This is a genomic window from Burkholderia sp. Ac-20345 (assembly GCF_017104825.1).
GTDB lineage: Bacteria > Pseudomonadota > Gammaproteobacteria > Burkholderiales > Burkholderiaceae > Burkholderia > Burkholderia lata_B.
Genome location: NZ_JAAGPO010000009.1, coordinates 82,601 through 97,185, shown reverse-complemented (window position 1 = coordinate 97,185; position 14,585 = coordinate 82,601). Strand labels below are relative to the sequence as shown.

The 14,585-nt window shown below is 67.4% G+C and carries 15 protein-coding genes; 5 read left to right on the top strand and 10 right to left on the bottom strand.

Annotation, left to right across the window (positions count from 1 at the left end):
- Nucleotides 1–204: 204 nt before the first annotated feature.
- Nucleotides 205–624 carry a hypothetical protein gene (locus G3O06_RS06715; protein WP_241019557.1) on the top strand — a complete coding sequence of 140 codons (420 nt, stop codon included), beginning with the start codon at nucleotides 205–207 and terminating at the stop codon, nucleotides 622–624.
- A 134-nt stretch (nucleotides 625–758) separates the two neighbouring features.
- Here G3O06_RS06715 and G3O06_RS06710 read toward each other — a convergent pair whose 3' ends face one another.
- The 3 genes from G3O06_RS06710 to G3O06_RS06700 form a co-directional block, all read right to left on the bottom strand.
- Nucleotides 759–1,760: an ABC transporter substrate-binding protein gene (locus G3O06_RS06710; protein ID WP_205815498.1), complete on the bottom strand. Its 1,002-nt coding sequence runs from the start codon at nucleotides 1,758–1,760 to the stop codon at nucleotides 759–761.
- A gap of 46 nt (nucleotides 1,761–1,806) precedes the next feature.
- Nucleotides 1,807–2,151 carry a DUF3088 domain-containing protein gene (locus G3O06_RS06705; RefSeq protein ID WP_205815497.1) on the bottom strand — a complete coding sequence of 115 codons (345 nt, stop codon included), beginning with the start codon at nucleotides 2,149–2,151 and terminating at the stop codon, nucleotides 1,807–1,809.
- 123 nt (nucleotides 2,152–2,274) lie between these two features.
- On the bottom strand, nucleotides 2,275–2,640 hold the full coding sequence (locus tag G3O06_RS06700) for a hypothetical protein (RefSeq protein ID WP_205815496.1): 366 nt from the start codon (nucleotides 2,638–2,640) through the stop codon (nucleotides 2,275–2,277).
- Here G3O06_RS06700 and G3O06_RS06695 point away from each other — a divergent pair.
- The 4 genes from G3O06_RS06695 to G3O06_RS06680 all read left to right on the top strand — a co-directional run bounded on the left by G3O06_RS06695 (nucleotide 2,639) and on the right by G3O06_RS06680 (nucleotide 7,044).
- The gene (locus tag G3O06_RS06695; RefSeq protein WP_205815495.1) at nucleotides 2,639–3,823 is read left to right on the top strand and encodes a porin; all 1,185 of its coding nucleotides are present in this window, start codon (nucleotides 2,639–2,641) and stop codon (nucleotides 3,821–3,823) included. The genes G3O06_RS06700 and G3O06_RS06695 overlap by 2 nt on opposite strands.
- A gap of 132 nt (nucleotides 3,824–3,955) precedes the next feature.
- Entirely contained in the window at nucleotides 3,956–5,230 is a 1,275-nt protein-coding gene (gene soxC, locus G3O06_RS06690; RefSeq protein WP_205815494.1) for a sulfite dehydrogenase, read from the top strand.
- Entirely contained in the window at nucleotides 5,223–5,747 is a 525-nt protein-coding gene (locus G3O06_RS06685) for a cytochrome c (RefSeq protein ID WP_205815493.1), read from the top strand. Before soxC ends, G3O06_RS06685 begins: the two co-directional genes overlap by 8 nt.
- A gap of 109 nt (nucleotides 5,748–5,856) precedes the next feature.
- Nucleotides 5,857–7,044, top strand: a complete 1,188-nt coding sequence (locus tag G3O06_RS06680; protein ID WP_205815492.1) for an LLM class flavin-dependent oxidoreductase — start codon at nucleotides 5,857–5,859, stop codon at nucleotides 7,042–7,044.
- 2 nt (nucleotides 7,045–7,046) lie between these two features.
- Here G3O06_RS06680 and G3O06_RS06675 read toward each other — a convergent pair whose 3' ends face one another.
- From G3O06_RS06675 to G3O06_RS06645, 7 genes are all read right to left on the bottom strand, one after another.
- Complete coding sequence (locus G3O06_RS06675) at nucleotides 7,047–8,408, bottom strand: LLM class flavin-dependent oxidoreductase (protein WP_205815491.1); 1,362 nt, start codon at nucleotides 8,406–8,408, stop codon at nucleotides 7,047–7,049.
- 42 nt (nucleotides 8,409–8,450) lie between these two features.
- A complete protein-coding gene (locus G3O06_RS06670) occupies nucleotides 8,451–9,668 on the bottom strand; it encodes an acyl-CoA dehydrogenase family protein (protein ID WP_205815490.1) in 1,218 nt (405 codons plus the stop codon).
- Between the two features lie 167 nt (nucleotides 9,669–9,835).
- A complete protein-coding gene (locus tag G3O06_RS06665) occupies nucleotides 9,836–10,723 on the bottom strand; it encodes an ABC transporter permease (RefSeq protein WP_205815489.1) in 888 nt (295 codons plus the stop codon).
- On the bottom strand, nucleotides 10,720–11,700 hold the full coding sequence (locus tag G3O06_RS06660) for an ABC transporter ATP-binding protein (protein ID WP_205815488.1): 981 nt from the start codon (nucleotides 11,698–11,700) through the stop codon (nucleotides 10,720–10,722). Before G3O06_RS06660 ends, G3O06_RS06665 begins: the two co-directional genes overlap by 4 nt.
- 67 nt (nucleotides 11,701–11,767) lie before the next feature.
- Nucleotides 11,768–12,799, bottom strand: a complete 1,032-nt coding sequence (locus G3O06_RS06655; RefSeq protein ID WP_205815487.1) for an ABC transporter substrate-binding protein — start codon at nucleotides 12,797–12,799, stop codon at nucleotides 11,768–11,770.
- 46 nt (nucleotides 12,800–12,845) lie between these two features.
- Nucleotides 12,846–13,775: a TauD/TfdA family dioxygenase gene (locus G3O06_RS06650; protein WP_205815486.1), complete on the bottom strand. Its 930-nt coding sequence runs from the start codon at nucleotides 13,773–13,775 to the stop codon at nucleotides 12,846–12,848.
- Nucleotides 13,776–13,946: 171 nt separating this feature from the next.
- A complete protein-coding gene (locus tag G3O06_RS06645) occupies nucleotides 13,947–14,549 on the bottom strand; it encodes a DKNYY domain-containing protein (RefSeq protein ID WP_205815485.1) in 603 nt (200 codons plus the stop codon).
- Nucleotides 14,550–14,585 lie beyond the last annotated feature (36 nt).

Below are 14,585 nucleotides of genomic sequence, written 5' to 3'. Positions count from 1 at the left end.
GCGAACCCGGGCCTAGTCGTACACGAGCCGATCGGATGCCGGTCAGCCCGTTGGTCGACGTCACATCCCCCCCCTCTTCCGGTCACGGCTCGATATCCCGATGCAGCATAAAAATGCGCCGTTACCCGAAGCATTTGTTAAATAGCTTGAATGACCGCCAACGGGTCAAGGATTTGCCGTACTATCCGCCCGTCATCCTGGCTGATGTCGAACGCGGTCGACCGACCTTGGACAACAGCCGTGTATTTTTATTTTCGGGAGCTCGAACCGGGCGCCGATTTCATCCGAACGCTAGGAACGATCATGTTTCAGTCCCCCGGAGATTCCTTCGTCAACGGTTCGTTGCTGGGCCTGTGCGTCGAGGTGCCGCTTGCCGCGATCGTTTCGCTGGCGATGCACGGCGTCGACTGGAACGGCCAACGCATCGCGATGCTCATCGCAACGCCGGTGCTGATCGCATGCCTCGCGCTGCTGACCCGCCCGGTGGCATTCAGCACGGTATGGAAGCACAAACGCTCGCCGTTCGTGCTCGATGACAATGTGCGCGCATCGATTTACGGCCGGCTCTGCGGGATTGCGATCGGCGTCGTGTTCGGCATCATGGTCGCAACGACGTTCGCCTGACCCGGTCACGCAAGATCTTTCGACGAGGCCCACGCTGGACGTGAAGCCTCGCTCACGCGGGGAAAGCAGCGCTTTCAACAAGCACGCGAGCCCTGAATTCCCCTCTCACGTGGGGATCTTCTCGCTACCCCCGATCACGTCGCCGCCACCAGCGCGTTGAACGACGTATCCCAGAGCGGCGCAACGTTGGCCGGCCCGTCCAGCACACCGATCCGCGCGAACACGTCCGCAACCTGCTGATGCTGCGCCACCACGTCGGGCGTCACCGGCAGCAGCGCGTAGTCTTCGCTGCGCTGGTCGAACATCGCGACAAGATCGGCAACTGGCACGCGCGTTTCGCGGTTCTGCACCAGCGCATAGTCGCTGAAATGTCCGTTCGCCCATGCATACGCACGTCGAAACCGCAGCAGCAGATCGCCCGTCGCCGCACGACGGTGCGCATCGTCGAGTGTGCGCGGGTTCGCATAGACCGGAAAATTGCCCGACAGATAGCCCTTCCCCGTCTTCAGCACGCGTGCACCGTAGCGATTGCGCGCGAGCTGGCCGTTATAGCCGTAGATTGCCCATGCGTCGATGTCGCCGCGGTCGTACGCGGACAGGCCGTCGGTCGGCGACAGGTTGATCGGCTGGATGTCGTCGAAACCCAGGCCAGCCTCCGTGAGCTGGCGATACAGGAAGTAGTGCGACGTCGTCGCACGCACGTACCCGACGCGCTTGCCCTTCAGGTCCGCAATGCTGCGGATCGACGTATCCTTGCGCGCGAGCGTCACCTGGTTGTTCAGGTCTTCGCGCACGCGCGTGATGAGCCGCACGTTGGCCTTCTGGCGCGCGGCGAACACGGCCGGAATTTCGCTGCCCGAACCGATGTCCAGCGCATCCGCATTGAGTGCCTCGATGTGCAGCACGCCGTTGTTCAGCTCGCGCCAGTCGATCCGGTATGGCGTGTCCGCAAGCCCGGCCGCCTGTAACAGCGCGCGCCAGCCGCTCTTGTAGGTCGCGACGCGCAACGTGGTGCCGGCGAGATCGGCGTTGATGGCGGCGGGCGCCGCGAACGCGGCCTTCGCGGCCCATGGCGCCGCCACGGCCGCGGCGCCGGCAACCAGCAAACGGCGGCGTGCCGCCGAAATTGACGACATCGGTTGCTCCTGTCGGTCGATCAAATGGAAAGGGAAAGCCGCCGCGTCAATGCAGCACCGGAAACCCGTGGCGCTCGGCCAGCAGTTCGAGGATGCGGCGCGCGTCGGTGACAAAACGCACGTCGCCGAGCGTCTGTGCGTCGTCCGGCGCCGGCTGGTCGCGGCCGAGCACGAGGACCGGCAGCCCCTGGTGCGCATCGTCGAGCGCGTCGATCACCGCGTGCCGTGGCCGCTCGAAACCGACGCGCTTCACGTCGATTCGACCTGCACGATCGGGCGCGCTCGCCAGCAGCCCCTCGATCGACAGTCCATGCGGACAGACGAAGTGCTGGCCCGGATGCTTCGGATCGGCAAAGCCCGGTTCCAGCAGAAACAGCACATCGCGACTCATGTCAAACGGCTCCCCTGTTCGTTGTTCAGCCGGGACGAACGCGCGCTTGCGCGCCCTTTTGCATACCGGAGGATGCCGGCCCGAGGCCGGATGCCCGACTCTACCGTCACGCGTCGCACGGCCCTACCAACGTTTTGCGAAATCGATATGCGGGCGCATGTAGCGCATCGGCAGCCCGCCGCACAGCGGGCGTTGCGTAAAAACATCGCGTGCCGGGCCGCATGTGTTGCGCACATCGAACGATTTCATCGATCGATATGACGGCCCGCGCGCGTTTCCAGTCCTCGACGTTCGCCGTTCGCGCGATGTGTTCGCCGCAGCATGGGTACCGGACGCGATCGTGACGCACATGCCGGGCTTGCGGCAACGCACATTGCAAATCGGCCGCGCCGCGATTTGCAAACCACGGATCGACCGTTCGCCGGCACGACCGTCGTCAATAGGATCGTGATCCTCGCAGATGTACCCATAAAAACAGAGGATAGTCATGATCAAAAAATCGGTAGTCCTGGGTTTGGTTTCGATCGGTTCGGTCAGCGCGCATGCGCAGAGTTCGGTCACGTTGTACGGCGTCGTCGATGCCGGTTTCGCTTATACGAACAATCAGGGGGGCGCGAGCAACATCCAGCAGACGAGCGGCAAGCTGAGCGGCAGCCGCTGGGGCCTGAAAGGCGTGGAAGAACTCGGCGGCGGCCTGCAGGCGGTCTTCACGCTCGAAAGCGGGTTCCGGCCGAGCGACGGCGGGCTCGGCCAGGGCGGCCGCCTGTTCGGCCGCTCCGCGTACGTGGGCCTCGCCAGCAAGGGGCTCGGCACGCTGACCTTCGGCCGCCAGTACGAACCGATCACCGACCTCGTCGCGCAGTACTCGGGGTCCGGCTTCTGGTCGCCGGCCACGCACGTGGGCGACAACGACAACATGAACCAGAGCTTCCGGCTGAACAACGCGGTGAAATTCCGCAGCGACACGATCGCGGGCTTCACGGCCGACCTGCTCTACGCATTCAGCAACCAGGCCAACGGCGGCGCGGGCACGGGTTTCTCGAACAACAACGCATGGGGCGCGTCGGCGAACTACGTGAACGGACCGTTGTCGGTGGGCGCCGGCTATGTGCGGTTCAATCATCCGAATGCGACGTCGAATACGAGCGGCGCGGTGGGCGGCGCGACCTCGACCACCGGCAACGACTATAGCGGTGCGTTCTTCTACGGGCTGAACGGCGGCGTGCTCAAGCAGCAGATCGGCGCGGTGGGCGCGAACTACGCACTCGGCCGTGCGACGCTCGGCTTCGCGTGGAGCCACACGCAGCTCGACTACCTCGACGGCTCGTCGCGCAAGTTCAACAACTACGACGTGAACGCGCGTTACCAGATCACGCCGGCGGCCACGCTGATCGGTGTCTACACGTTCACCGACGGGCGCGCGAGCGGCCTGCCGGGCACCAGCGGCCAGACGTTGAAGCCGCGCTGGCACCAGTTCACGCTCGGGTTCGACTACGCGCTGTCGAAACGCACCGATATCTACCTGTCCGGCATCTACCAGCTCGCAGCCGGCGACGCGAGCACGGCAACGTCGGGCGGCTATCGCAAGATCGCGGCGATCTCGAACATCGGCAGCGCGTCGTCGACGAACCGCCAGGTCGCGTTCGTCACCGGATTGCGCGTGAAGTTCTGACGGCACGCGCATCGGGCGCGGCGCAGCACGGCGCGATAAGCAAAGCGGGAATCGTTGTTTGCCGCGCCGTGCCCGGTTGCCGAGAATGTGCGTTTCCCCGCGCGCTGCCCAGCGCGCGATTCGCGTTCGACCATGACCGACTCCCGTTTCCCGCCCCGTCCACCGCGCAGCGGCCGGCGCGCCGCACTGCGCCAGCTCGCCGGCGGATGGGCGGCAGCGATGCTGCCTGCCGGCGGCGCGCTGGCGAGCCAGCCGCTCACCCCGCTCTCTCCGCTCGACGTGCCTCAATGGACACGAGGACCGGGCGCGCCGCTACTGTCACCACCCTACGGCATGCCGGGGCCGCACGAACGCGACGTGATCCGCCGCAGCGCCCGTACGCCGGCATTGCCCGGCTCCGGCTCGTCGATGACGCCGCTCGCCGACCTGTTCGGCGACATCACGCCGAACGGCCTCGTCTACGAGCGTCATCACGCGGGCGTGCCCGAGATCGATGCGCAGCGTCATCGCGTCGTCGTGCACGGCCTCGTGCGCGAGCCGCGCGTGTTCACGATCGACGATCTGCTGCGTTTTCCGTCCGAATCGCGGATCCACTTCCTCGAATGCTCGGGCAACACCGGCAGCGAATGGAACGGCCCGAGCGGGCTGCCCGTTCAGTTCACGCACGGGCTGCTGTCGTGCTGCGAATGGACGGGCGTCCGGCTGTCGACGCTGCTCGACGAAACCGGCATCGATCCGGATGCACGCTGGCTGCTCGCCGAAGGCGCCGACGGCGCGGCGATGACGCGCAGCCTGCCGCTCGACCGGATCCTGGAGCGCGCGCTCGTCGTCTATGCGCAGAACGGCGAACGGCTGCGCCCTGAGAACGGCTATCCGGTGCGACTGATCGTGCCGGGTTTCGAAGGCAACACGAACATCAAGTGGCTGCGGCGGCTGAAGCTGGTGCGCGCGCCGGAGATGACGCGCGAGGAAACGTCGAAATACACGAACCTGCTGCCTGGCGGCTGCGCGCGCCAGTTCGTGTTCGAGATGGATGCGAAGTCGGTCATCACGAGGCCGTCGGCCGGCCATCGGCTCGCCGCGCACGGCTATCACCCGATCGGCGGCTACGCGTGGTCGGGACGCGGCCGGATTCGCGCGGTCGACGTCTCGACCGACGGCGGCCGCACGTGGCGGCCCGCGCGACTCGCGGGCGACGTGCGCGATCGCGCGCTGACGCGCTTCGAAGCCGACTGGATCTGGAACGGCGAGCCGGCCGACCTGCAAAGCCGCGCCACCGACGACACCGGCTATGTGCAGCCAACCCGCGAGGCGCTCGTCGCCGTGCGCGGCGTCAACTCGCAGTACCACTACAACGGCATCCAGAACTGGCGCGTCGGCGCGGACGGCGAGGTGCGCAATGCGTAAACCGCTTGCCTGCCTGCTCGCCGCATCCGTGCTCGTCCCGAGCGCGTTCGGCGCGGGCTACGGTCTCGGCCAGCCGGTCGACCGTGCGGCGCTCGCTGCGTGGGACATCGACATCGCGCCCGACGGCAGCGGCTTGCCGCCCGGCGCGGGCACGGTCGCGCGCGGCGCTCACGTGTTCGCGGACAAATGCGCGATGTGCCACGGCGCCGGCGGCGAAGGCGGCGTCGGCGATCCGCTCGTCGGCGGCCTCGGCTCGCTCGCGAGCGCCAAACCTAAAAAGACGGTCGGCAGCTACTGGCCGTACGCGACGACGCTGTTCGACTACATCCGCCGCGCGATGCCGTACAACGCACCGCAATCGCTGAGCGCGGACGAAGTCTATGCGGTCACCGCGTATGTCCTCCATCTGAACGGCATCGTGCCCGGCGATGCACGGCTCGACTCGAGCACGCTGCCACGCGTGCGGATGCCGAACCGCGAAGGTTTCGTGCCCGATCCGAGGCCCGGCACGCTATGACGCTGCTCGATCCACTCGCAGGCACGTCGTGCATCGCACCCGCGCGATTCGCCGCCGCACGTGCGCGTCGTTGTCGCCCGGTACGTGCCCAACCCGCAAGTAAGCCATCATGAGCGACACCTCCCTCGCTGCTCCGGTCGCGCCGTCGCCGTTCGTCGACGTTCGCTCGCCGGCCGATTTCCCCGACAGCCCGGTGTCGCGCGTCCTCGCGCAGCCGCTGATGCTCGGGCTGTTCCTGCCGATCCAGGCCGGCGGCTGGAGCGCGTCGACGCTGCCGCGTACGACCGACTGGACCTTCGACTACAACGCCGACCTGGTCGCGCGCGCGGAGGCGCTCGGCTTCGATCTCGTGTTCGCGCTGTCGCAGTGGCTGCCGAAAGGCGGCTACGGCGGCGTGTTCGACGGCCACGCGCTCGACTCGTTCATGACGCTGGCCGCGCTGACCGCGCGTACCGAACGGATCATCCTCGTCGCGACGAGCCACGTGCTCTACGGGCCATGGCATCCGCTGCATTTCGCGAAGTTCACCGCGACGCTCGATCACATCTCGCGCGGGCGCTGGGGCATCAACGTCGTGACCGGCCACCGCGCGATCGAGCACGAGATGTTCGGCTGGAACCGGATCGAACACGACCGGCGCTACGAAATGGCCGCCGAGTTCCTCGATGCGGTCCAGCAGTTGTGGGCGCAACCGGACAATTTCAGCTACACGCCGGATCTGTCGAGCTGGCGGCTGGGCGGCGCATTCGTGACGCCGAAGCCGCGCTACGGCCGTCCGCTGCTGATCAACGCGACGGGCTCCGATGCGGGCATCGACTTCGCGGCACGCTATTCGGACATCGTGTTCGTCACGAGCCCGGCCGGCCCCGACGCCGAACGCGCGATCGATGCACTGCCCGCGCATACCGCGCGTGTGAAGGCGGCTGCCGCGGCGCGCGGCCGGAAAATCCGCACACTGCTCAATCCGCTCGTGATCTGCCGCGAAACGGCGGCCGAAGCGCGCGCGTACCGCGACGCAATCGTCGCGCATGCGGATGAAGGCAGCTTTCATCGCTTCGACAGCGATGCGCATGCGTGGCGCGGCGGCTTCGACCAGCGCTCGCAGGCGGCCGCGCGCGCGATCGGCGGCAATATCTCGATCACGGGCTCGCCCGAAGAAGTCGCCGATACGATCGTGCGGTTGCACCGCGCGGGCATCGACGGCATCCAGCTGAGCTTCTACGACTTCAAGCCCGATCTCGACTTCTTCGGCGAGCGTGTGCTGCCGCTGCTGCGCGACGCCGGCTTGCGGCGCTGACGTCAGGCAGCGGTTTCGGCATGAGCGGTGGTGTCGCGGCGCACGGGCCGCCGCAGCCCCAGATGCTCGCGCAGCGTATGGCCCGCATAGTCACTGCGAAACAGCCCGCGGCGGCGCAACTCGGGCAGCACCAGCGCGATGAAATCGTCGAGGCCGCCGGGCAGCGTCGGCGCCATCACGTTGTAGCCGTCCGCGCCGTAGTGCACGAAGCGCTCCTCGAGCTGGTCGACGATTTGCTCCGGTGTGCCGACGAGCTGCCAGTGGCCGCGCGCACCCGCAACGCGCAAATAGAGTTCGCGGATCGTCAGGTTCTCGCGGCGCGCGAGATCGATCGTCAGCGCCTGCCGGCTCTTGCTGGCGTTGGTCTCCGGCAGCGGCGGAATCGGGCCGTCGAGCGGATAGGCGGACAGGTCGAACCCACCGGTAAGGCTTGATACGAGCGCGAGCCCGACCGCCGGGGCGATCAACGACTGCAGCGCGTCGAATTTCTCCTTCGCTTCGCTTTCGGTACGGCCCACCACCGGAAACACGCCGGGCATGATCTTCAGCGTATCGGGATCGCGGCCGAACGCCGCGAGCTGGCCCTTCACGTCCGCATAGAACGCGACCGCGTCGTCGAGCGTCTGCTGCGCGGTGAAGATCACCTCGGCCGTGCGCGCGGCCAGCCGCGTACCGGCCGGCGACGAACCGGCCTGCACGACGACCGGGTGCCCCTGCGGCGGCCGTGCGACGTTCAAGGGCCCGCGCACCTGGAAGAAGCGGCCGCGATGGTCGAGCACGTGGCGCTTGTGCGGATCGAAGAAACGGCCCGATGCGCGATCGCGCACGAACGCATCGTCGTCCCAGCTATCCCACAGGCCGCGCACGACATCCGCGAACTCCTCCGCACGCGCATAGCGTTCGGCGTGATCGAAATGCGCGTCGCGATTGAAGTTGCGCGCCTCGTGCGCACTCGACGACGTGACGAGGTTCCAGCCCGCGCGGCCGCCGCTGATGTGGTCGAGCGACGCGAACTTGCGCGCGATGTGGAACGGCTCGTTGAAACTCGTCGACGCGGTGCCGACGAGGCCGATCCGCTCGGTGACGGCCGCGAGCGCCGACAGCAGCGTCAGCGGCTCGAACTGCGCGACGTAGCTGTGCGCGGTGCGGCTCAGGAACTCGACGTCGTCACCGCGCGTGCCCACGCCGTCGGCAAGGAACACGAGATCGAACTTCGCGGCCTCGGCCGCCTGCGCGAGCCGCACGTAGTGGCGAAAATCGACGCCCGCGTCGGCCTGCGAACCGGGATGGCGCCACGCGGCGATGTGATGGCCGGTCGGGTACAGGAATGCGCCGAGATGCAGGTGTCCGGTGCGGGTCGTCATCGGGAGGGGTTTCCGAAAAAGAGTGCCGCGCGCGCGGCCAGGTCAGAACACGCGGCCTTCGGTCAGGTGCGTCGTCACGTCGTTCAGTTCGTAGTCGCCGATCACGCGCGCCTTGTGCAGCAACGGGTTGTGGCTGAAGATCGTGCGCAGGTTGCGCCAGTGCCGGTCGAGGTTGTGTTCGCGCGCCGTCGCCGACGCGCCGCCGACTTCGAACAGCCGCTCCGCCGCATGCAGCGCCAGCTTGCTGACGATGAGCTGCGTGCGTGCGGTTGCGAGCGCGCTGTCGAGCACCCGTGCATGCGCATCGGCATCGCCGGCTTCGATCGCGTCGGCGGAACGGTCGAGCGCCCGCGCGTTTTCGCGGACGAGCGCATCGATTGCATGACTGTGCGCGGACAGCTCGCCGACGACCTGCTGGATGAAGTGATCGTCGCGCGCGGCCGGCGCCGGGCTGTGCAGCACCGGGCGGCCGTGCGCGAGCACGTAGTGGCGTGCATCGGCAACCACGTTGCGCACGATGCCCGCGCCCGTCGCGACGAGATGCAGTTGCCGCAGCGCGCCGCAATGGCGGCCGACGAGCGTCGAGCCGTCGCGCGCGGCTACTTCATCCGCGAACACCTGCACGTCGTCGAGCAGCAGGCTGCCGCTCGCGGTCATGCGCTGGCCCATGCCGTCCCAGTCGTCGAGCACCTGCACGCCGTCGCGCGCGACGGGAATGATCACGGCGACTGCGTCGCCCTCCTCGTTCTCCACGTTGATGCGCGCGAAATCGGCAAACGCGGTGCCGGTCGAATAATATTTGCGGCCCGTCACGCGGTAGTGATCGCCGTCCCGGCGCAGTACGGTGGTGTTCTCGCCGGGCCGCGACGTACCGCGCTCGGTTGACGCGCCGCCGAAGATCGCGCCGGCCAGCGCGCGCTCGAGCTGCACATCGTTGAACGGCGTGCGCGGCGACAGCCGCAGCGTTTCCGTCTGGTCGTAGTGGATCCGCAGCGCGTGCGCGAGATTCGAATCGGCGGCGGCCAGCGTCACGATCGTGTCGAACAGGTCGACCAGCGTGCCGCCAAGGCCGCCGCGCGCGACCGGAATCCGCAGCACGCCCAGCGCCGAGCGACGGAAGATTGCGAAACCGTCGAACGGCAGTTCGCGACGCGCTTCGCGTTGCGCGGCATCCTGCCCGATCGCGTTCGCGAGATCGGGCAGCGCGGCAAGCGCGTCGCGCAACGCGTCGCGCGGATCGACGGCATCACGGGCAGTCATTCGGCAGGTCCTTGTTCGAGAAGATCGGGCGCTGCGTCGCGCGATCGCGGCATTCGCGAACCGCCGCATGCACAGCATCGCAAAGTATAGGGACGCACCCGGCGCGCGTGAAAAGCCGATTTCAGCTTACGTTATGCATGCGCCGGGATTGATCGCGTGCGGTTACATCAGTGCTGGATGCCCCAGCGCCGCACGGTCACGCGTTCGAGCGTGTCGAACACGAGGTTCTCGACGAGCAGGCCGATCACGATGACGGCCGCAAGGCCCGCGAACACGCGATCCGTATAGAGCTCGTTGCGGTTCTGGAAGATGTACCAGCCGAGCCCGCCCTGACCCGCGCTCGCGCCGAACACGAGCTCGGCCGCAATCAGCGTGCGCCACGCAAATGCCCAACCAACGCGCAGGCCCGACAGGATCGACGGCAGCGCGGCCGGCACGAGAATCAGCGCGATCTGGCGCAGGCCCGTGAGGCCGTAGTTGCGCCCCGCCATCTTCAGCGTGGCCGGCACGCCGGCGAAGCCGGTGTACATGCTGAGCGCGAGCGGCCACAGCACCGCATGCACAAGCACGAACAGCAAGCTGCCGGTGCCGAGCCCGAACCACAGCAGCGCGATCGGCAGCAACGCGATCGACGGCAGCGGATTGAACATCGACGTCAGCATCGCCAGCAGGTCGCGGCCGATGCGCGTCGATACCGCGAGCGATGTCAGCGCAAATGCGAAGAACACGCCCAGCGCGTAGCCGCGCAGCAACACCGACAGCGAGATGCCCGTCTTCACCAGCAATTCGCCCGACTCGATGCCCTGCACGAACGCGGCCAGCGTCGCGCCGAAGGTCGGCACGAGCAGATCGTTCGCGACGATGCGCGCGACGATCTCCCATGCGGCAATCAGCACGAGCGCGATGACGCTGCGCCGAAACCATCCCGCGCCGACGACGCGACGCCACAGCGGAGCCGGCACCGCACGTTCGGCGTCGGGCAGCGTGTCGAGCGTGCGTTCGTATTCGGCGCGCACGGGCGGTAGCGGCGGCAATGCCGGATCGATCGTGCTCATGATGCGGCTTCCTCCGTCGTCGGGGCGCTGGTCATGTCGGTATCGAACAGCAGGCGATGGATCCGCGCGACGTTGTCGCGAAAGTCGCCGGTGTCGACGTTGTCGAGCGAATGCTCGTGGCTATTGAGTTCCGCACGCACGCGGCCCGGATGCGGCGACAGCAGCAGGATCCGGTTGCCGACGACGAGCGCTTCCTCGATCGAATGCGTGACGAACAGCAGCGTGAAGCGGAACTCGTCCCACAGGCGCAGCAGTTCCTCCTGCATCTTGCGGCGCGTCAGCGCGTCGAGTGCGGCGAACGGTTCGTCCATCAGCAGCACGCGCGGCTGCATCGCCAGTGCGCGCGCGATCGCGACGCGCTGCTTCATGCCGCCCGACAGCGTGTGCGGATAGGCGTCGGCGAACGCGCCCAGCCCGACCTTGTCGAGATAATGCAGCGCACGCTCCCGTGCTTCGGCGCGCGACAGCTTCGCGGCGGCACGCAACGGAAACGCGACGTTTTCGACGACCGTCTTCCATGGCGGCAACTGGTCGAATTCCTGGAACACCACGACGCGGTCGGGCCCCGGCCCGCGCACCGGCCGACCGTCGAGCGCGATCGAACCCGATACGGGCTCGATGAAACCGGCAATCGCCTTCAGCAGCGTCGACTTCCCGCACCCCGACGGGCCGAGCAGCACGAAGCGATCGCTGCCATACACGTCGAAGCTCACCTGGTGGGTGGCGCGCACGATCCGCGCGCCGCTGCGGTATTCGAGGCTGACACGGTCGATGGCCAGCAGGCGTTCGCTGTGCGCGCCGGCCTGCGCGGCAGCCGCAGCGGACCGACCGGCAGCACGTGTGTCGGGCGCGGCAGGCGACGCGCCGCCGCGTGCCGAATACGGCGGCAGCCAGGTTCGGGGAGAAGTGGCGTTCACGATCGAATCTCTTGCGGGTAAAGCATCAGCATGCGGCCGGACTCCGTGCCGACCAACCATCGATTCCACATATCGAAACCGCGCCGACGCATAAGCGTCGATCGCGGCGTCGAAGCGGCGGCGCTGCTCAACTGCCGCCGGCGGTCGCGGGATCGTCGAAGAAGTAGTCGCGCCACGACTTCGGTTCGTTGCGGATCGCGCCGGTGCGATGCATGAACTGCGCGAGTGCGAGCGTGTTCTGTGGCGTGGTCTTGAACTGCACCTGCGGATTGCGCAGGATCTTCAGCAGCAGCGCGCGATCGATCTTCGATGCGTTCACGCGGATATAGGTATCGGCCGCGCGCTCGGGATCGGCCGCGATCTGCCGCGCGGCATCGGCCAGCGCGGCAACGAATGCGCGATAGGTCTTCGGGTTGTCGTCGCGGAATTTCTCGGTGGCATACAGCACCGTCGCAGAGCTCGGGCCGCCGAGCACGTCATAGGAATTCAGCACGATGTGCGCATTCGGGTTGCCGGCGAGTTCCTGCTCCTGGAACGGCGGATTGCCGAAGTGGCCGGTAATCACGCTGCTGTTCGCCAGAATGGCAGCCGTCGCGTCCGGATGCGGAATCGCCTGCGTGAGCGCGTCGAGCTTGTCGAACTGCTTGTCGCCCCACTGCTTCGCGGCCGCGTACTGCAGCACGCGCGACTGCACCGACACACCGACCGCCGGCACCGCGATGCGGTCCTTCGCGCTCAGGTCGGCGATCGTCTTCACGTTCGGGTTGCTGCTGACGAGGTAGTACGGGAAATTGCCGAGCGACGCCACGCCCTTCACGTTCTGCCGGCCGCGCGTGCGATCCCACACGGTCAGCAGCGGCCCGACGCCCGCGCCCGCGATATCCACCGCGCCGGACAGCAGCGCGTCGTTCACGGCCGCGCCGCCCGACAGCCGAACCCAGTCGACCTTGATGTCGACGCCAGCCTTGCGCCCTTCCTTTTCGATCAACTGCTGGTCGCGCGCGACGTTCAGCATCAGGTAGACGACGCCGAACTGCTCGGCGATGCGGATGCGGCCTTCCGCGTGCGCGGCTTGCGGGGCGAGTGCGCCGGCGAAGGCGAGCGCGGCGGTAAGCGTGGCCGCCAGCGCGCGACGCGCCGGCAAAAATGAAAACGACATCGGAACTCCGGTCAGGATGGGGCGGAAGATTGACGCGGTACGCGGCTCAGAAAGGCGCGTCGCCTTCGATCGTCGTGCGGTACAGCTTGCGGCGCAGGTGGTCGGGCGTGCCGGCGGCGAGATGCATCAGCGAACGGTTGTCCCAGAACACGAGATCGTGCTCGCGCCACTGGTGCCGGTACAGGTGCTCGACACGCACGCTGTGCGCGAACAGCTCATCGAGCAGCGCGCGGCTTTCGTCGTCGGGCAACCCGACGATGCGCGTCGTGAAATGCTCGCTGACGAACAGCGCCTTGCGGCCCGTTTCCGGGTGCGTGCGCACGACCGGATGCACGACCGCGGCAACCTGCGCGATCTGCTCGGGCGACAGGTTCGGCCGCCACGGATTGCGCGCCTGCAGCTCCGCATAGCGTGCGAGATACGTATGCTCGGCGCGCCGCCCTTCTACCGCACGGCGCAGATGGGCCGGCAGCGTGTCCCATGCGAGATGCATGTTCGCGAACAGCGTGTCGCCGCCTTCGGCCGGCAGCTCCTGCGCATGCAGCAGCGAGCCGAGGCTCGGCTTCTCCTTGTACGACAGGTCGGAGTGCCAGAAATGGCCTGCGTCGCCGAGCCCGATCGGCTTGCCGTTCTCGACGACGTTCGACACGATCAGCACCTCCGGATGGCCGGCAAGCGCGAACTGGTGCAGCACGTGGATCTGCAGCGGGCCGAAGCGGCGGCTGAACGCGACGTGCTCGTCCGGCGTGATGCGCTGGTCGCGAAACACCAGCACGTGATGGTCGAGATGCGCGCGATGAATGCGCGCGAAGTCGCCGGCGTCGAGCGGTTGCGACAGGTCGAGGCCGACCACTTCGGCGCCGAGCGGCGCATCGAACGGCACGATGTCGAAGTGCTGCGCCGCGACGCGCGGCCGCGATGCGGGCGGATGCCCGGCGGAAAGCGATGCAGCGTCGCGGATGGCGGTAGTGGTCACGGTACGGCCCCTGATTCGGTCAAAACGCGAATCTACGAGTGCGCGCCGGACGGCGTCAACGAAGCGATTCCGATACGTTTATCTGCTGCGCTGATAAAGATCGCTGCTCCCGCATACGACGCGGCAGCGGGCGGCGGCGCCACATGCGAAAACGGCCGATCGCGGCGGTCGTCACGACTCCGTCGACGGGTCGGGTACGTGCACGGCGCCTTCCGGATACCGGATGTCGATCAGCCCGTTCTTGTCTCGGATGCGTAGCGGCGGCACGACTTCCACGCTCGCACGGTCGATGCCCTCGCACACGGCCAGGTTCGTGTTGGTCCGGTAGTACACGCGCTGATCGTCGACCGCGAAGGCCCAGTTCAGGAAGCGCAGGCTTCGGGCATCGATTCCCGGCAACGGCTTGCGGTAGTTCTTCCCCCACAGCACGTGGCCGTCGGCGTCGATCAGCATGTCGTGAAAGACGCCGCGCGCGGTCTCGACATCGACACGCCCGGGCTTGTCCACGACCTTGCCGTCGTAAAGAATCTGCGCGCCGAGCCGCGCATACCGGTACCCGAGGCTGACCACGCCGGCCGGATCGTCGATGCCGCGCTTGCGCACGCCGGCGCAGAACAGGTGCTTCGCATCCCGCGCGTACGCGCCGCCGATGTGCGTCAGGCTGGCCACGTCGGCCTTGACGACGGTCAGATGGCACTGGCCGCGATCGGGATCAAAAAGGTCGCGCTCAAAGTGGTAAGCCTGCCGTGCATCGCGATACCAGTCGCCGCCCACCGATTCCAGCGTGGCGGCGTCGCCATCGGCAATGAG